The 18,073-nt window shown below is 72.7% G+C and carries 14 protein-coding genes; 8 read left to right on the forward strand and 6 right to left on the reverse strand.

Going from position 1 to position 18,073, the window contains the following annotated elements:
- Positions 1-63: 63 nt before the first annotated feature.
- Entirely contained in the window at positions 64-1,386 is a 1,323-nt protein-coding gene (locus tag WQO_RS11855) for an ABC transporter substrate-binding protein (RefSeq protein WP_010062825.1), read from the reverse strand.
- 294 nt (positions 1,387-1,680) lie between these two features.
- On the opposite strand from WQO_RS11855, the gene aspT (WQO_RS11860) reads away from it, so the two are divergent.
- From aspT (WQO_RS11860) to WQO_RS11870, 3 genes are read left to right on the forward strand one after another with little or no spacing between them, the layout of a single operon-like run.
- A complete protein-coding gene (aspT, locus tag WQO_RS11860) occupies positions 1,681-3,357 on the forward strand; it encodes an aspartate-alanine antiporter (RefSeq protein ID WP_010062824.1) in 1,677 nt (558 codons plus the stop codon).
- Between the two features lies 1 nt (position 3,358).
- On the forward strand, positions 3,359-5,062 hold the full coding sequence (aspT, locus tag WQO_RS11865) for an aspartate-alanine antiporter (RefSeq protein ID WP_010062822.1): 1,704 nt from the start codon (positions 3,359-3,361) through the stop codon (positions 5,060-5,062).
- Positions 5,063-5,085: 23 nt separating this feature from the next.
- Positions 5,086-6,756, forward strand: a complete 1,671-nt coding sequence (locus WQO_RS11870) for a bifunctional aspartate transaminase/aspartate 4-decarboxylase (protein WP_010062821.1) — start codon at positions 5,086-5,088, stop codon at positions 6,754-6,756.
- Between the two features lie 228 nt (positions 6,757-6,984).
- Here the strand turns inward: WQO_RS11870 and WQO_RS11875 are convergent, their stop codons facing one another.
- Both WQO_RS11875 and WQO_RS11880 read right to left on the reverse strand, forming a co-directional pair.
- Positions 6,985-8,436, reverse strand: coding sequence for a sensor histidine kinase (locus tag WQO_RS11875; protein WP_010062820.1), 1,452 nt, complete (start codon positions 8,434-8,436; stop codon positions 6,985-6,987).
- A complete protein-coding gene (locus tag WQO_RS11880) occupies positions 8,433-9,149 on the reverse strand; it encodes a response regulator transcription factor (RefSeq protein WP_029182519.1) in 717 nt (238 codons plus the stop codon). The genes WQO_RS11875 and WQO_RS11880 overlap by 4 nt, the downstream gene beginning before the upstream one ends.
- A 154-nt stretch (positions 9,150-9,303) precedes the next feature.
- Here WQO_RS11880 and WQO_RS11885 point away from each other — a divergent pair, with 154 nt between their 5' ends.
- Positions 9,304-9,870, forward strand: a complete 567-nt coding sequence (locus WQO_RS11885; RefSeq protein ID WP_010062818.1) for a superantigen-like protein SSL4 — start codon at positions 9,304-9,306, stop codon at positions 9,868-9,870.
- Between the two features lie 15 nt (positions 9,871-9,885).
- Here the strand turns inward: WQO_RS11885 and WQO_RS11890 are convergent, their stop codons facing one another.
- Positions 9,886-10,848: a spermidine synthase gene (locus WQO_RS11890; RefSeq protein ID WP_010062817.1), complete on the reverse strand. Its 963-nt coding sequence runs from the start codon at positions 10,846-10,848 to the stop codon at positions 9,886-9,888.
- A 105-nt stretch (positions 10,849-10,953) separates the two neighbouring features.
- Entirely contained in the window at positions 10,954-11,367 is a 414-nt protein-coding gene (locus WQO_RS11895) for a hypothetical protein (RefSeq protein ID WP_193407185.1), read from the reverse strand.
- Positions 11,368-11,655: 288 nt separating this feature from the next.
- On the opposite strand from WQO_RS11895, the gene WQO_RS11900 reads away from it, so the two are divergent.
- Positions 11,656-13,053, forward strand: coding sequence for a hypothetical protein (locus tag WQO_RS11900; RefSeq protein WP_010062814.1), 1,398 nt, complete (start codon positions 11,656-11,658; stop codon positions 13,051-13,053).
- A gap of 423 nt (positions 13,054-13,476) precedes the next feature.
- On the opposite strand, the gene WQO_RS11905 is transcribed toward WQO_RS11900, so the two are convergent.
- The gene (locus tag WQO_RS11905) at positions 13,477-14,073 is read right to left on the reverse strand and encodes a histidine phosphatase family protein (RefSeq protein ID WP_010062813.1); all 597 of its coding nucleotides are present in this window, start codon (positions 14,071-14,073) and stop codon (positions 13,477-13,479) included.
- Positions 14,074-14,312: 239 nt separating this feature from the next.
- On the opposite strand from WQO_RS11905, the gene WQO_RS11910 reads away from it, so the two are divergent.
- The 3 genes from WQO_RS11910 (at position 14,313) to WQO_RS11920 (ending at position 18,065) form a co-directional block, all read left to right on the forward strand.
- Positions 14,313-15,317 (forward strand): phosphatase PAP2 family protein, encoded by a 1,005-nt coding sequence (locus WQO_RS11910; protein ID WP_029182518.1) that lies wholly within the window; start codon positions 14,313-14,315, stop codon positions 15,315-15,317.
- A 106-nt stretch (positions 15,318-15,423) separates the two neighbouring features.
- A complete protein-coding gene (locus tag WQO_RS11915; RefSeq protein ID WP_058953958.1) occupies positions 15,424-16,458 on the forward strand; it encodes a hypothetical protein in 1,035 nt (344 codons plus the stop codon).
- Positions 16,449-18,065 (forward strand): hypothetical protein, encoded by a 1,617-nt coding sequence (locus tag WQO_RS11920; protein ID WP_010062811.1) that lies wholly within the window; start codon positions 16,449-16,451, stop codon positions 18,063-18,065. The genes WQO_RS11915 and WQO_RS11920 overlap by 10 nt, the downstream gene beginning before the upstream one ends.
- Positions 18,066-18,073 lie beyond the last annotated feature (8 nt).

Below are 18,073 nucleotides of genomic sequence, written 5' to 3' on the forward strand. Positions count from 1 at the left end.
GTCGGGCGGGCGGGCCGGGGCGGGCGGGTCAGCTGCCGCCCGCCCCGGACGGTCGGATCGGGGTCAGCCGATGGCCTTGTCGATGGTCCGGACGGCCGCGTCCCAGGCGTCGTCGGGGCTGGTGCCGCGCTGCTCCATGTTGTTGATCTGGGTGGAGATGGAGTCCTTGATCACGCCGTCCTTCGGGCCGAGGACCGCCTCGGGGATGGACTTCGCGCCGTCGGCGTAGATCTGGCCGATGGGGGCGTTGTTGAAGTACGGCAGGGTCGCGTTCTTCACGTCGGGCAGCTCGTAGGCGCCCTGGTTGGACGGGAAGACACCGATCGCCTTGAAGACGGCGGCCTGCTGCTCGGGGGCGGTCAGCCACTTGACGAGCTTGGCGGCCTCGTCGACGTTCTTGCCGGACTTGGGGACGGCGAGGAAGGAGCCGCCCCAGTTGGCGGACGTACCGCCGGGGGCGCTGGTGATGTCCCACTTGCCCTTGTTGGCGTCACCGGCGTACGTGGAGATCTGGCCGGCCATCCAGGCGGGGCAGACGACGGTGGCCACCGTGCTCTTGCGCAGGGCCGCCTGCCACTGGTCCTCGAACTGGGCCAGGCCCTGCGTCAGCTTCTTGGACGCGGCCTGGGCGGCGAGTTGCCAGCCCTTCTCGACGCTGGCGCTGTCCTTGTAGATGGGCTTGCCGTTCGCGTCGTAGTACTGCTCGGGGCTGGAGCTGACCACGGCGTTGAACATGGCGCTCGCGGAGTCCATGAAGTACGTGCCGGAGGGGGCCTTCTTCTTGTACTGCTCGCCGAGGGCGAGGTAGGCCTCCCAGCCGCCCTCGGTCAGCTTCGCCACCTCGTCGCGTTCGGTGGGCAGCCCGGCCTTCTCGAAGAGTTCGCGGTTGTAGCAGAGGGACATGGGGCCGATGTCGGTGCCCGCGCCGATGACCGCGCCGCTGGGGGCGGTGGCCTGCTTCGCCTTCCAGGACACCCACTCGTCCACGCCGATGGTCTTGGAGAGGTCGGCGAAGGAGTCCGCCTTGGTGTCGACGATCTCCTTGATCCGGCCGACCTCGATGCCCTGGACGTCGGCGAGACCGCTGCCGGAGTTCAGCTGCTGGAGGAGCTTGGGGTAGTAGTTCTTCTCCTCGGCGGTGGTGTCCTCCTTGACCGTGATCTTCGGGTTCAGCTCGTGGTACTTCTCGAAGAGCCCGGCCTCCTTGTAACCGAACTGCCCGAAGTCGGCGACGGTCAGGGTGATGTTGCCGTTCGCGTCGGCTCCCTTGTCCGAGTCGGACGAGCCACCGCATCCGGTGAGGAGGAGGGCCGTGACCGTGAGGCCCGTGGTGGCCACGAGGGCGGTTCTGTGGCGTCGACCGGCAACGCTGCGGGTGATGCGCATTCCACTGCTCCTTGTTCCGGGGGATCCGGCAATGGCGCATGGGAGCGCTCCCATGCATCGTTGCCGGAAGGTTGCTGCCTCCAGGGGGTGAGTGTCAAGAGTTGAAGACGATTCCGTTGCCGAGGGATGTCCGGGGCGTCACTGAGGGGGTCTCGGGCGGCCCTCCCGTCGAAAGGTGAACGGGGGTGCCCCGGGCCGGGTGAGGTGCCGGTGCCCACCACCCCTGTTAATTTCTCCCTTATGCACCTTTTGATCACCCTGGTCGCCGACATCAGCCCCGGTGAGTGAGGCGGGATGGGCGTCCTGCGCGACCATCCCGAACTGGCCCTCTTCTTCTGCCTCGCGGCCGGCTATCTCGTCGGCAAGCTCCGCGTCGGCCCGATCACGCTCGGGGGTATCTGCGGCACCCTGATCGTGTCGCTGCTGATCGGCACCCGGCACGTCAGCGTCGACGACGACGTCAAGACGGTCTTCTTCGCGCTGTTCATCTTCTCGCTCGGCTACCTGGCCGGGCCGCAGTTCTTCGCCAACCTCAACCGCAAGAGCCTGCGCTTCTTCACGCTCTGCCTGATCGAACTGGTCTGCGTCCTCGGGATCGCCTTCGGGCTCGCCAAGGCCTTCGACCTCGACGTGGGCACGGCCTCCGGGATCCTGGCCGGGGCGGCCACCGAGTCCGCCGTGGTGGGCACGGCCACCGAGGCGATCGGGAAGCTCAGCGACCTGACCTCCGAGCAGATCACCCAGTACCAGGGGCATGTGGCGACCGCCTACACGGTCTGCTACCTCTTCGGCCTGATCACCATCGTGCTGTTCACCAGCCAGATCATGCCGATGCTGCTGCGCATCAATCTGGCGGACGCCTCGCGCGAGCTGTGGGAGAAGATGCGCGGCGGACAGGCCGGTCTGGAGTCCGACGAGCGCGAGGCGCTGCCCGGCATGGTGGGCCGCACGTATCTGGTGACGCGGGCCGACGGCCGGACCGTCGGTGATCTCCAGAGCGCCATGGGCGGCCGGATCACCGTCGAAGGGGTCAGGCGCGGCAGCAAGATGCTGACGCCCTCCCCCGGTCTGAAACTGACGCTCAGCGATCTGGTGCAGGTGGTCGGGGAGCGGGCGGCGATCATCGACGCGGGCCGGGAGATCGGCCCGGAGACCCCAGCGGTTCCGGGGCTCGACACCCCGCTGGCCACCAGCCAGGTCGCCGTAACCGAGAAGGAGACGATCGGCGCGACCATCGACCGGCTGGAGAAGCGGCACCCGGAGTTCCGCAAGGACGGCGTGTACATCACCGATGTGCTCCGCAACGACCAGCATCTGCCCGCCAGCGGGGAGACGGTCCTCGCCCGGGGCGACGTCCTCACCCTGGTCGGCGCCCGGGGCGGGCTGAACCGGCTCGTCGCCAAGCTCGGCGCGGTCGTGAAGAACGACGCCACCGACTTCGTCTACCTCGGCTTCGGCATCGTGGCGGGCTCGCTGCTCGGCCAGATCGTCGTCAAGCTCGGGGACGTCCCGATGTCGCTCGGCACCGGCGGCGGCTGTCTCATCTCGGGGCTCGTCTTCGGCTGGTTCCGCTCCCGCAGCCAGACCTTCGGGGCGTTCCCGCCGCAGGCCGCGACCACCCTCAAGGACATGGGCCTGGCCGTCTTCATCGCCTGTACGGGGCTGGCGGCGGGCCCGCAGGCCTGGCCGCTGCTGAAGGAGTACGGGGCGCTGCTGCCGGTCGCGGGCATCGCCATGGTGCTGGTCCCGGCGACGATCTCGCTGATCGTCGGGACCAAGCTGCTGAAGATCGAGAAGCCGCTCCTGATCGGCGCCATCGCCGGCCAGCAGTGCTCGACCCCGGCGATCACCTCCATCACCCAGGTGGCCCAGAGCTCCGTCCCGCTTCTCGGCTACACGATCACGTACACGCTCTCCAACTTCCTGCTGCCGCTGACCGGGCCCATCCTGGTCGGCGTCCTGGGGGCCTGACGTGGTCGACTTCCTGAACCGGAACATCTTCCAGCCCCATCCCGAGCTGCTCGTCTTCCTCGTGGTCGCGTTCGGCTTCCTGCTGGGCAAGGTCCGCTACAAGGCGATCGCCCTGGGCGCGGTGACGGGCTGTCTGGTGGCGGGGCTGCTGCTCGGAGCCCAGTTCAAGGTCCAGATCGACGACACGGTGAAGAACCTGTTCTTCATCATGTTCCTGTTCGCCCTCGGCTACCGGGTGGGCCCGCAGTTCTTCCGGGGGCTCAAGAAGGACGGCCTGCCGCAGGTCGTCAACGCGGTCGTCGTCTGTGTGACCGGGCTGCTGGTCTCCTGGCTCTTCGCCCGGCTGCTCGGTTACGGTCCCGGGCTCGGGGCCGGCCTGATGAGCGGGGCGTTGACGCAGTCGGCCGCGATCGGGGTGGCCCAGGACGCGATCGGCACGCTGCCGGGGCTGTCGGCGGACGAGGTGAAGACCGAGGAGAACCTGGTGGCCGTCGGTTACGCGGTGACGTATCCGCTGGGCACGATTCTGTGCGCGATGCTCCTGGCCAACGTGCTGCCCCGGCTCTACCGCCGTGACCTGGCGAAGGAGAGCGCGGAGCTCGCCGCCGAGCTGGACGCGCCGGACGAGAGCCCGGACGAGGGCGAGGGCTACTACGAGGTGGTCCTGCGCGCGTACAGCGTCCAGCGGCCGGACCTGGTCGGGCGCTCGGTGGCGGACTTCGAGGACCAGCAGAAGGCCCTGGGCCGCCGGGTCTACCTGACCGGGATCCGGCGTGACGGCACGGTGCTGGAGCACGACCAGTCCCGCACCCTCCGGCTCGGCGACACCGTCGCGGTCAGCGCGATCCGGGGCGACCTGGTGGACTTCGACGCCCGTACGCACATCGGGGCGGAGGCCGACGACATCGCGCTGCTCGGCTACCGCACCGAGACCCTGCACGTGGTCGTGGCGGAGAAGGAGCAGCTCGGGCGGACCATCGAGGAGGTGCGGCGTGAGCCGTTCATGGTCGGTGTGTACATCGACAAGCTGTACCGGGCGGGCGCCCTCTTCCCGTACCGCCTGTCCACGAAGCTGGAGCGCGGCGACACACTGATCCTCACCGGCCCGGAACGCCTGGTCGGCCCGGCCGGGAAGGCGCTCGGCAAGCCCGTCCCGACGAGCTTCGCGACGGACATGGTCTGGGTCGGCCTCGGCATCTTCCTCGGGGGCTGCATCGGCATCCCGGCGCTGACGGCGGGCGGGGTGCCGATCTCGCTGTCGACCTCCGGAGGCGGGCTGATCATGGGGCTGGTCTTCGGCTGGATCCGCGGCAAGTACCCGACGTACGGCAATGTGCCGCCCGGCGCCCAGTGGTTCATGGACACCCTCGGGCTCTGCCTCTTCGTGGCCGTCGTCGGCATCAACGCCGGGCCGAGCTTCACCAGCGGCCTGTCGTCCGCCGGCTGGGGACTGCTGCTGCTGGGGGCCGTCGCCACCGTCGTCCCACTGATCGTGGGCTTCCTGGTCGGCCACCACGTACAGAAGATCCGCTTCCCCATCCTGATGGGCGTCCTGGCGGGTGGCCAGACCACCACGGCGGCCATCGGCGCCGTCAACGAGACCTCGAAGTCCCAGATCCCCACCCTCGGTTACACCATCCCGTACGCCGTCGGCAACGTCCTGCTGACGGTATGGGGCGCCGTGATCGTCCTGCTCAACCACTGACCCGTAACGGAACGGACACCGCCATGCCGAAGACCCGCCTCAGCCGTGAAGAGATCCGGTCCTACGCCCAGCTCTCCCCCTTCGAGCTGAAGGACACGTTCATCCGGATCGCGACGGACGCGCAGAGCGGCCGGCCGGGCCAGAAGGGGAAGACGACCCGGGCCATGCTCAACGCCGGCCGCGGCAACCCGAACTGGGTCGCCACCGGCCCCCGCGAGGCGTACCACGCGCTCGGCTACTTCGCGATCTCGGAGTCCCGGCGGGTGTGGACGGCCGACAACCTGGGCGGCATGCCGGAGGAGGCCGGGTGCGCGGAGCGCTTCGACCACTTCGTCCGTACGCACCCGGAGCTGCCGGGCATCGAACTGCTGAAGGCGAGCGTGGACCTGGCGGTGAAGCGGTTCGGCTTCGACCGGGAGGCGTTCCTCCACGAGCTGGCGGACTCCTCGATCGGGGACAACTACCCGGTGCCGGACCGGATCCTGCGCCACACGGAGGAGATCGTGCGCGGCTATGTCGCGGACGAGATGTTCGACCACCGGCCGCCGGAGGGGCAGACGCTGAGCCTGTTCGCGACCGAGGGCGGCACGGCGGCGATGTGCTACATCTTCGACTCGCTGATGAAGAACGGGATCCTGGAGAAGGGCGACCGGATCGCCCTGATGGTGCCGGTGTTCACCCCGTACCTGGAGATCCCCGAGCTGGACACGTACGACTTCGACGTGGTGCACGTGGAGGCCAGCCTGTTCACCGAGACCGGGGTGCGGCAGTGGCGCTACCCGGAGGAGGAGGTCGCCAAGCTCGCGGACCCCTCGATCAAGTTGGTCTGCTGCGTCAACCCGAGCAACCCGCCTTCGCTGGCGCTCTCCACGCGGGTGTCCGAGCAGATCGTGTCCGTCGTCGGCGAGCGGAACCCGAACCTGATCATCGTGACGGACGATGTGTACGGGACGTTCGTGGAGGGCTTCCGCTCGCTCGCGGCGGACCTGCCCCGCAACACCCTCCTCGTCTACTCCTACTCCAAGCACTACGGGGCGACCGGCTGGCGGCTCGGGGTGATCGCGCTGCACGACGACAACGTGATCGACGCGATGCTGGCGGAGCAGGACCAGGAGCAGAAGGACCGGCTCAACAGGCGTTACGGCTCCCTGACGTTGGAGCCGGAGAAGATGCGGTTCATCGACCGGCTGGTGGCGGACTCCCGGCAGGTGGCGCTGAACCACACGGCGGGGCTCTCGCTGCCGCAGCAGGTGATGATGGCACTGTTCTCGCTCTTCGACATGCTGGACGAGGGACAGGCGTACAAGCACCGGATCCGGGCGATCGTGCGGCAGCGGCTCGAACTCCTGCTGGAGGGCGCGCACATGAAGGTATCGGAGGATCCGAAGCGGGCGGCGTACTACATCGAACTGGACCTGCTGGCCGAGGCGGAGCGGGTCCACGGGAAGCCGTTCGCCGACTTCCTGGAGCAGCACTACGAGCCGGTCGACCCGCTGTTCCGGCTGGCCGAGCAGACCTCGGTGGTGCTGCTCAACGGCGGTGGCTTCGACGGCCCTCAGTGGTCGGTGCGGGTGTCGCTGGCCAACCTGGACGACCTGGACTATCTGAAGATCGGCCACCATCTGCGGGCGATCTTCGACGCGTACGCCGAGGAGTGGCGGGCGGGTGGCACTTCCAGCCCGTCCGGCGTCTGAGGACATCTCTGTCTGTCCTGTACGACGGTCGGGGAGCCGGTATCCCCGCCGCCACCGGGGCGAACGGTGGCGGCGGGGGCCGACGTGGGGGCCCCGGGAGGAGGTGGGGGCTCGACGACTCCCGGGGTTGCTTCACGAGCACGCTATCGCCTGCGGAACGGGCGAAAAGGGCGTTACGGACAGGGGTCGGCGTTCTTAGGTTCCGCTTAAGGAACGCATCGGAGCGGGTTAATGCAGCGACCCGGCGGCCCGGTTCTCCTCGCGCCGCTGCCGTCCGACCCGGCGCCCCACCCGGCGGCCGTGGCCGCGCCGGCCGCGCTCGGGGCGGTTGCCGTGCAGGCCGATCCAGATCCGGACCTCGGTACCGCCGAGGACGGACCGGCCGATGCGCAGATCGCCCCCGGTGGACTCGGCGACCCGGCGCACGATGTCCAGGCCGAGGCCGGTGGAGCCGCTCGACCCCGCTCGGCCGCTGGCGCCCCGGGCGAGGGCCGCCTTCGGGTCGTCGATCCCCGGTCCTGCGTCGGAGACGAGCACGATGACCGCGTCGCCGCTGTGGTGGACGTCGACGGCGAAGGCGGTGCCCTCGGGGGTGTGGCGGAAGACGTTGCCGAGCAACGCGTCGAGCGCTGCGGCCAGTTCGGGGCGGGCGACGGGAATGCGTACCGTACGGTCGACCCCCGCGAGGCGCACCTCGCGGCCCTCGTCCTCGGCGAGCGCCGACCAGAAGCCCATGCGTTCGCGGATCACCTCGGAGGCGTCGCAGCCCGCCCCCGGCTGCCCGCCCTGGGTCTGCGGGCGCTGTTCGCGGGCGGTGCGGATGATCGTGTCGACCTCGTGCTCCAACTGCTGGACGGCCGCCCGGGTCTGCTCGGCCGCCGGGCCCTCGCCGAGGGACGCGGCGTTGAGCCGGAGCACGGTGAGCGGGGTGCGGAGCCGGTGCGAGAGGTCGGCGGCCAGCTCGCGCTCGTTGGCCAGGAGCTGGACCACCTGGTCGGCCATGGAGTTGAACGCGACGGCGGCGGACCGCAGTTCGGTGGGCCCCTCCTCGGGGACCCGGGTGCCGAGGCGCCCCTCCCCCAGGTCCTGGGCGGCCCCGGCGAGGCGCTGGGCGGGCTGCACCATCCGTACGCCGAGCCGGTCGGCGACCGCGACCGAGCCGACGATCAGGGCGACGCCGACGCCCGCCAGCATCAGCCAGGCGGTGGCGACCCCGTTGGAGACCTCGCCCTCGGGGACGAACACCTCGACGACGGCGATCTCCCCGGTGCTCAGCGCGGTCGGCTGGAGGAGCGCGAACCCGCCGGTGACCTCGGCGATCGAGGCCCGCCCGTCCTTCTGCACGGTCGCCACGTCCTTGGGGGCGGCGCGCCGGGTGCCGATGTCGAGGGGCCCGCCCGCGGCCCCTTCCGTGTCCTCGGCCCGGGCCTTGCCGGGGGCCGGGACGTGGACGGCGAGGTGGCCGCGGTCGCCCGGTTCGGTGGACAGGACGGCCCGGGTCAGCTCCTCGCGGTCGGTGGTGATGGAGAGGGTCGGGGCGATGGTCCCGGCCTGGCGTTCGGCGTCGGAGAAGGCCCGGTCGCTGGCCATCTCCCGGATGACGAGCCCGAGCGGTACGGCGAAGGCGATGACGACCATCGCGGTGACCGCCAGGCAGACCTTGACCAGGGCCCATCTCATACGGGCGGCTCCGTGGCGGGTGCGTCGGCGGGCGGCTGGAGCTTCACGCCGACGCCGCGCAGGGTGTGCAGATAGCGCGGGCGGGCGGCGGTCTCGCCGAGCTTGCGGCGCAGCCAGGACAGATGGACGTCGATGGTCTGGTCGTCGCCGTAGGACTGCTGCCAGACCTCGGCGAGCAGCTCCTTGCGGGCGACGACCACACCGGGCCGCCCGGCCAGAAAGGTGAGCAGGTCGAACTCGCGTCGGGTCAGGTCGAGTTCGGCCCCGTCCAGTTCGGCGCTGCGGCGCAGCGGGTCGATGGAGAGCCCGCCGACGCGGATGACCCGGGGCGACGGCGCCTCGCCCCCGGCGGCGCGCGAGCGGCGGAGCACGGCGGCCATCCGGGCGGAGAGGTGCTCGACGGAGAACGGTTTCGTCAGGTAGTCGTCGGCGCCGTCGTTGAGCAGCCGGACGATCTCGCTCTCGTCGTCCCGGGCGGTGGCGATGATGACGGGGACATCCGTGATGGACCGCAGCATCTTCAGCGCCTCCGCGCCGTCCAGATCGGGCAGCCCGAGGTCGAGGATGACCACGTCGAAGCGGAAGTGCGCGACCTCGCGCAGCGCTTCGAGCGCGGTGCCCACGCTCCGTACCGTGTGGGAGGCCTCACTGAGGTGCCGGATGAGGGCGGAACGTACGAACTGGTCGTCCTCGACCACGAGCACACTTGCCATGGGCGGCACCGTACGCCATGGCGAGGGGCCCGGTCCCGGCCCCGTCGGAATCCTCCGCAAAGGCCGGAGAAGGGCGTTTGCCCCCGTCGGCCCGGGCGGATTCGAGGCGGCCGGGGCGAGCCAGGAGCGGCCCGGGTGGTGCAGGATGTGCCGGATGCAACGAGGACTCGTACACGCGCTGGCGTGGTCGCTCGCCACCGGCGCGGCGGTCACGCTCTCGTGGTGGGGTGTGCACACGGTCATGACGGGGACGGCGTACGACCCGCCCCGGGCCGTACCGGTCTCGGTGGGTGCGGGGGCTCCGCAGCGCATCGGCCAGAGCACCGAGGAGCCGCTCGTCTCCTCGACGCACCGGACGTCGCCCGCCCCCACCGCCTCGCCGAGCACCGGTGACGCGCGCCCTTCGGCGTCGGCCCCGCGCCCCTCGCGTACACCGTCGGCGGCCCCGGCGAAGCCGCCCGCGCGGTCGGCTCCGGCGAAGGCTTCGGGGCAGGTGAAGAGCTACCGGACCGGCGGCGGCCGGGTGGTGTTCGAGCTGGGCAAGGAGTCGGCGAAGCTCGTCTCGGCGACGCCCGAGCCGGGCTGGTCGATGCAGGTGTGGACGAACGACGCCTGGATCCGGGTGGACTTCAGCGACGGGGGTGGGGAGGACGGCACGACGCACTCGGTGTTCTGCACCTGGAACGGGACGCCGCCGACGGTGCAGATCGTCGAACCGTGAGCCTTCGCCCTCCGGTCAGGGGTTTTCGAATACGGACGGCGGGGGCGCGGGCGACGGCTTGGCCGCCGCGTCGGTGACGACGGCCGCCCCGCCGGTGAAGTCGCTGAGCGCGCGGCCGTGTTCGACGCGGCCGGGGTGCGGGTCGCTCGCCACCCGCCGGGTGAACTCCGCGACCGGGAGCGGCAGCGCCGAGGCGAGCAGGACCGCGTTGCCGAAGCGGCGGCCCCGCCACACCACCGGGTCGGCGGCCAGCGCCAGTTCGGGGAAGACGGCGGCGGCGGTGGCGAGCTGGCCGCGCAGATGGGCGAGCGGGGGTCCGTCGGCGAGGTTGGCGGCGTAGCGCCCCTCGGGTTTCAGCACCCGGCGTACCTCGCCGAGGAATTCGGCCGAGGTGAGGTGGGCGGGGGTGCGGGCCCCGCTGAACACGTCCGCGATGACCAGGTCGGCCCAGCCGTCGGGGAATCTGCCGAGCCCTTCGCGGGCGTCGGCCGCCCGGACCCGGATGCGGGCCTGGGGGTCCAGCGGGAGATGGTCGCGGACGAACTGCGTCAGGGGCGCGTCGAGTTCGACGATCTGCTGGGTGGAACGGGGGCGGGTCGCGGCGGTGTACCGGGCGAGGGTGAACGCGCCGCCACCCAGGTGCAGGACGTGCAGCGGCTGGAGCGGGGGCGCGGCGAGGTCGATGATGTGGCCGAGGCGGCGCTGGTAGGCGAACGAGAGGTGTGCGAGGTCGTCGAGGTCCACGTGGGACTGCGGGGCGCCGTCGATCAGGAGCGTCCAGCCGTGCGGGCGCTCGCGGTCGGGCCGGAGCTCGGCGACGCCGCCGCCGACCGGCCGGGAGACGGCTTCGCGCTCGCCTCGGCCTGCGCCGCGTCCGGAGCCCTGGCGTTCCTGGCGGCCCTTCGCCTTCGCGCCTCCGGTGGCGGCCTTGTCCGCGCTCTTCCCCTTGGCCCGGCCCGGCGTTCCTCGACGTGCCACGTTCGCTGGTCCTTGCTGGTGGGGGCCCGGGGTCGCCGGCCTGGCGGAAGTGTGCGGAGGTGTTCCGCCCGTCCGGCCATTATGGGCTCAGCGGCAGCTATGGGCTCAGCGGCGGCTGTCGGCCGCCTCGATCAGCCGGGCCGCCTGGTCGAGGGCGGCGCGGAGCACGGCCGGGTCGGTGACCGGGGCGTCCTCGGCGGGCGGGAGCAGCCAGCCGGATCCGGAGACCGGCGGCTCGGCGGGGATGCGCAGCCCGCGGCCGTCGGTCCGCGTACAGGCGCTGCCGGGTACGTCCCAGGCGTCGGCGGTGCCCGGCGGCACGAGGAAGCCGAGGGTGTCGCAGGCCCCGTCGTGCAGGACCGGGCCGACGGCCTCCTGGTCGCCGCCGCGACGGAGGATGTCGACGGCTTCCAGGCCCTGCCGGGCCGGGACCGTGACGAGGTCCAGGGGCGGCGGGTCCGCCGGGGCGGGGGTCGTCGCGGTCGTCCGTGAGCCGGTCTCCCTGCCGAGGTGCAACAAGGGAACCCCTCCTCTCATCGCCGAACGGAGCCACACTCCGTCTCCACATGGACCAACGCCGCGGGGGCGTCAAGGGCTACGGGCCCACACCGCCGCAAAGGGTGGCAGTTCATGGCGGATCACGGGCGGTATGCCCGCTTTCGCAACGAAACGCTGTGTGTGCGCCTCGTCACAGCAGGTACGTTCATGCTCCGCCGGGACACCGGGACTCCGGGGAGGCCGGAGCGACCGGGAGGCCCGGGGACCGCCGGGTGGCACGCCCCCGGCTGCACCAGAGAGGGGCCGGACATGGCGTCGACAGGGGCAGTTCCCAACCTCGCCTTCCGTCAGCTGCGCGGACAGCGCTCCGCCGGGGAGTTCGCGGCTGCCGTCCGCAGAGCGGCCCGGGAGATCGGGGAGCAGGTCGCGTGCGACGCCCGGTACATCGGACGCGTGGAGTCCGGGGAGATCCGCTGCCCCAACTACGCCTACGAGCGCGTCTTCCTGCACATGTTCCCCGGGGCTTCCCTGACCGACCTGGGGTTCTCGGCCCGCGAGAGCGTACGGGGGCGGGGCGCCCGGGTCGTATCGGAACCCCCGCCTGCGCCCGGAGCCACGTCCCCGGGGCCGTCCCCCCGCCCCCCGTCGCCCCGCGACACCGATACCGACGACATCCCCGAGGAGAGCGACGTGCTGCGTCGCGTGTTCATGACGAGCGGCACCGCCACAGTGGCGGCCGCTTCTTTGGGTCTCGGCGGGGCGCCCGCCTCCGCCCGGGTCTCTCTGCCCACGCAGCGCCGGGTCGGCGAGGCGGAGGTGCTCGCCGTCGAGAAGGCCGTACGGGACATCCGGCTGCTGGACGACCGGCACGGCGGTGACGGGCTCTACCGGCGGGCCGCGCAGCCGCTGCGCGCGGCGTACGAGCTGCTGGACGCCGGGAGCACCGCGCGGCGCGCCACCTCGGACCGGCTGCACGCGGGCGCGGGTGAGCTGGCCATCTCGGTGGGGTGGCTGGCCCATGACTCGGGCCGCTTCGACGACGCCCGCTCGCACTACGCGGAGGCGCTGGCCACGGCGCGTCTTGCGGGGGACGCGGGGCTGGAGGCGCACGCGTTCTGCAACACGTCGTTCCTCGCCAGGGACGCGGGGCGGCCGCGCGAGGCGGTCCGGGCGGCGGAGGCCGGCCAGCGGGCCGCCCGCACGCTGGGGTCGCCCCGGCTGCTGGCGCTGCTCGCGCTCCGGGAGGCGGGGGGCCGGGCGGGGCTCGGTGACCGTACGGGGTGCGACCGCGCGATCGGGCGGGCGCGGGCGGCCTTCGACCGGGGCCCCGCGGCGGGCGACCCGGAGTGGATGAGCTTCTTCCGGGAGGCGGAGCTGGAGCTGCTGGAGGCGCAGTGCTGGTCGTCGCTGGGCGACTGGTCCCGGGCGGCGCGACACGGGCGGCGGGCGGTGGTGCTCCAGGACGCGCACTTCACCCGCAACCTCGCGCTGTACCGGGCCCAGCTCACGGGTGACCTGGCCCGGGCGGGCCGGGCGGACGAGGCGGCGGCGACGGGGCACCAGGTGCTGGATCTGCTGACCCGGGTGCAGTCGTCGCGGATCCGGGGGATGTTGGCGGGGGCGGCGCGAGCGCTGGGGCCGCGGGCCGGGGCGCCGGAGGTGTCGTCGTTCCTGACCCGCCACGGATCCGGCCCGTCCGGCGCGTAGGGCGGCGCCCCCTTCTTCAGCTCGTTCCGGGGCGCGCGAACCCGGCCTGTGGAGCGGTGCCCCCTTCCAGCCCGTCCGGCGGCGGCCACCCAGCCCGTCCGGCGTTTGAGGACGGAACCCTTCAGCCCGATCCGGGGCGCACAAATCCAGCCCGTCGAGCGGTGGCCTCGTCCAGCCCGTCCGGCGTTTGAGGACGGAACCGTTGAGCACGTTCTCGGGTGCGCATCAGGGTCTCCCCCGCCCCGGGGTCCGTGAAGTCCCCGCCCACCGGCCGCAGGGTTCCGTCCTCAATCGCCGGACGCGCTTGGGTGCGCCGGACGGGCTGGGGTGGCGCGGGCGGGCCGGGAGAGCAGGTACAGGCGCAAGAGGTGCGGGCGTGCGCAAGGGCAGCACAGGCGCAAGGGGTGCGGGCGCCCCGCGAGGTCAGCGGTCCAGGTGGCCCGTGTCGTTCCAGCGTTCCACGGCCGGGAGGCCGTACGCCCAGCCCAGGACCGACAGCGACGTCGGCTCCAGGCGGATCCGCGCGCCGAAGGACAGGTCCTCACCGAGCCAGCGGGCACCCAGAGCGCGCAGAATGTGGCCGTGGGCGAAGACCAGCACGTCCCGGTCCGCAGACCGCGCCCACGCGACGATCTCGTCCGCGCGGGCGGTGACATCGGCGACGGACTCCCCGCCCGGCACCCCGTCCCGCCAGATCAGCCAGTCGGGCCGGTCCGCCTTGATCTCGGCCGGGGTCAGCCCCTCGTACGCCCCGTAGTCCCATTCCATCAGCGCGTCCCACCGCTCCGCCCGCTCCCCGAACCCGGCGAGCTCGCAGGTCTCGGCGGCCCGGACGAGCGGGCTGGTGCGGACCTCGACGCCGGGCAGCCCCGCCCACGGCGCCCGGTGCAGCCGCTCGCCGAGCAGCTTCGCGCCCTCGCGTCCACTGTCCAGGAGCGGGATGTCCGTCCTGCCGGTGTGGTTGCCCCGGACCGACCACTGGGTCTGGCCGTGCCGGGCGAGCAGGATGCGCGGTGCCATGAAGGCTCTCCCTGGAACGCTGGTGCTGGGTTCCTCCATCATCCCGTACCGGCCCGCCAGGCAACCTCCCGGCCCCGGAGGGCGTCCCACCCTGCGCAGTCCCGGCCACGAATCGGACCACGGCGGGACCGCTGCGTACGGGACGTCCGGAAGGGGACCCCCGGGGGATGCGGTGGCACGGCGCCGCCGTACGGTTGAACGTTCGTCGTCGGCCGCATGAACATGGGGAGAGCTACCGGATGCCGCACGCCACCGCGCCGCCCGCGACCGGTCACCGGCCCCGCTGGTGGACGGAGCTGCCACTGATCGCGGTGGTGTACGCGCTGTATTCCGTGGGCCGCCTCCTGGTGCGCGGCGATGTGTCGACGGCGGTCGACAACGGCCTGGCGATCCTCCGGTTCGAACAGGCGCTGTACCTCAACGCCGAGCATCCGCTGAACCGTCTCTTCACCAGCACCCCGTCCATCGGCATACCCGCCGACTTCGCCTACGCCTCACTGCATTACGTGGTCACCCCGGCCGTCCTCGTCTGGATGTTCCGGCGCAGGTCGGCGGCGTACCGGGCGGCCCGGGTCTGGCTGATGAACTCCACGCTGCTGGGTCTGGTCGGCTTCACGCTGATGCCGACCTGTCCGCCCCGGCTGCTGGACGCGGGCCACGGCTTCGTCGACACGATGGCCCAGTACAGCGCGTACGGCTGGTGGGGCGAGGGGGCGAGCGCGCCGCGCGGGCTGAGCGGGATGACCAACCAGTACGCGGCGATGCCGAGCCTGCACGTCGGCTGGTCGCTCTGGTGCGGGATCCTGCTGTGGCGGCACGGCCGCCACCCCCTGATACGGGCGGCGGGGATCGCCTATCCGCTGATCACCACGATCGTCGTGATGGGCACCGCCAACCACTACTTCCTGGACGCCGTCGCGGGCGCGGCCGTGATGGGCCTCGGGGCCCTGCTGGTGAAGCCCGTCATCCGGTTCGCCGACGGGGTCAAGGCGCGGCTGGCCGGCGTCCTCCCCAGCAGCCTCCCCGGCGGCCGGAAGCGGGGCGGCGCGAGCACCTCCGCCGCGGCGATTCCGGCGACCGTGTCCCCGGATGTCAGTGCCGGGTGCAAGACTTCCACGGGTGAGCGAATCCCCGGCCAGCGGACCACCTCCGCAGATCCCCCCGGCACGGCAGTCGGCGGCACGGCAGCCAGAGACGCCGCCGACGCGGACGCGAGCGACGACGCTCCGGCAGCGGCTCGCTGAGCTGCGCGGCCCGTCCGTCGCACCGCATCCGCTGGACGCCAGAGCCCTGGCCGCCCTCGCCGCCAACCCCGGCTGCAAGCGGCGGGCCCTGCTCGACGGCGCCGGGGTGGACAAGGGCGTGCTGGCCACCGCGCTCGGCTCACCCGCCCCCTTCGGGCAGTCCCAGTTCGCCTTCATGCGGGGCAACGCCTTCGAGGCGAAGGTCAAGGCCGACGGCGGCGCGGAGCTGCTCCGTCTGCTGTACGAGCGCCTGGGCGGCTCCTCCCCCGCCCCGGGCCCGGACGCCGCCACGCCCGATCTGAGCGCCGCCGGTCCCGAGGGCCGCGCCGCGCGCACCGCGCTCGCCCTGCGGGAGGCCACGGCGGCGGGCGGCTGGGCGCTGCTGGACCACCCGATGCTGGCCCTGGAGGTGGCGGGCTCCCCCGCCTATCTGGAGCCGGACGCGGTGGTCGTGCATCCCGACGGCCGGTGGACGGTCGTCGAGATCAAGTCATTTCCCATGATCGACGCCTCGGCCGACGCGTCGAAGGTCGGCGCCGCCGCCCGGCAGGCCGCGGTGTACGTGCTGGCGCTGGAGCGGGTCGCGGCGGTGACGGAGGGTGCGGAGGTCGGGCAGCGAGTGCTGCTGGTCTGCCCCAAGGACTTCTCCAACCTGCCGACCGCCTCCGTCGTGGACGTACGCAAGCAGCGCGCGGTGACCCGCCGTCAGCTGACCCGGCTGACCCGGATCGAGGACATCGCGGCGGGGCTGCCGGAGGGGACGACGTTCGATCCGGCGTGCCCGTCCGAGGAGCTGGACGCGGCCGTGGCGGCGGTGCCCCCGGCGTACGCCCCGGAGTGCCTGGCCGCCTGCGAGCTGGCCTTCCACTGCCGGGCGAAGTCCCGGGCCGAGGGGGCGGTGGAGACGCTGGGCCGCAGTGTGCGCGGTGAGCTGGGCGGGCTGACGACGGTGGCCGGGGTGCTGGCCGCCGCCGCGGGCAAGGAGGGCGATCCCGCCGATCCGACGGTCGCGGCGCTGCGCCGGGCCGCCGCCCTGCGGGCCGAGGCCCTGGAGAGCGCCGCCGCCCTGCGGGCCGGGGCGCGGGGTGCCGCCTCGGTCCCGGGCGCCGGGACTCCGGAAGGCGCGGCCGCATGTCGCTGATCACCACCCTGGCCCGGCTCGAGGCCGTCGACTCCGGGCGCGCCCAGCCGCTCGCGACCGTCCGCCACCGTCATCTCACCGACCGGCCGCTGGTGCTGGTGCCGCTGACCACCGCCGGTGAGGCCGGGGCCCCGCTCGGGGCGCTGGTCGGCACGGACCGGGAGGCGCCCCGGCTGCTGGCCGTCGCCCAGCCGCGCGACCGGGACCTGCGGTTCGCGTTCCTGGCCGAGCTGGCGGAAGCGGTCCTGCCGCACATCGAGGCGTACGCGGACGTCGTCGAGCCCGCCGAACGCAACGAGACCGATCCGGCGACGGGCAAGAAGACCAAGGTCGAGGTCGAGCTGTGCACGGACGCGGGCCAGCTGATCGTGCCGAGCCGGGCGGGCGTCGAGTTCGTCCGGCTGCTGGGCCGGTCCATGCGGTTCCGCCGCACCGCCGAGGACGATCCGGACACCCCGTACCCGGCCCCGGCCCGGGTGCCGCTGCTCGGCCGCTGGCTGACGCACTACGGGGAGCGGGCCCGGGTGCCCGGCTCCTCGCTCCTGCTGGCCGCCACCGATCTGCTGAACCGGCACTGGGCGACCGGGCAGAGCAGCCTGGAGGACCAGCACCTGGGCGCGCTGCTGTCCTGGATCGACCCGCCGGCCGGCTCCTCGGGGGCCGAGGCGGCGCTGCGGGCGGAGCTGGCCCGGGACGAGGAGGGCCAGTTGCTGTGTCCCCCGGCCGGTCCGGCGACCGACCCGGACTTCGACAACCGGCTGCTCGCCCCGGCGATCGAGCGGTACGACCGGGCGCGCACGGCGCTCGCGTCCGCCGAGGACGGGCTCGCCGCGGATGCCCGCCTGGGTGAGCTGAGCGGCGCCGAGCGGGAGATCCGTTCGCTGCTGGCGCGGGTCATGCTGCCGACCTGGGACGCGGTCTGGCGCGGTCTCGACCTGCTGCGGGAGCTGCCCGAGGGGTCCCGGTCCGAGGACCGCTGGACCCGGGACCGCTGGTCGTTCACCGCGCACCGCGACCGGGTGCGCTCGGGCGAGCCGCCGCAGCCGCGCCGCGACGACGCGGTGACGGCGGCCCAGAAGCTGGCCTCCCGGGAGACCGCCCAGGCCCAGCTGGAGGCACAGGAGGCGCTGGACGATCCGCTGGTGCTGGCGGGGCGGCGGCTGGCGGGCGAGGCGTTCCTCGCCACGGTGACGGATGTCGAGATGACGTACACGGAGTCCAAGCGGCCCTCGCCGCGCCCGCTGGTCACCGTCCGCACGGACGAGCGACCGCATCTGGGCGAGCGGACGAAGGTCTACCGCTCGTTGGAGGGCAAGCCCCAGACGGCGGAGTTCGTGCGGGCCGAGGAGGAGCCGGACCAGGACGGCGACGTCCTGCTGGTGCTGCGGATCCTGGACCGGATGGGCCGGGGCAAGGAGCCCGCGCCGGGTTCGGTGCCGGAGCCCGGGGACCGGATCGCCTGGACCCTGTTCGAGCACGACCAGCGCGGCGGACCGAAGCTGCCGGACCCGGAGGAGACGCCGTGGACCCATGGCGGGCCGCCGGGCGCGGACGCCGCGACGCGTACGGAGCAACCCGACCCCGTGACCCCGGAGGACCTGCTGTGACCCCTGCC

The organism is Streptomyces globisporus C-1027, assembly GCF_000261345.2.
GTDB classification, from domain to species: Bacteria; Actinomycetota; Actinomycetes; order Streptomycetales; family Streptomycetaceae; genus Streptomyces; species Streptomyces pakalii.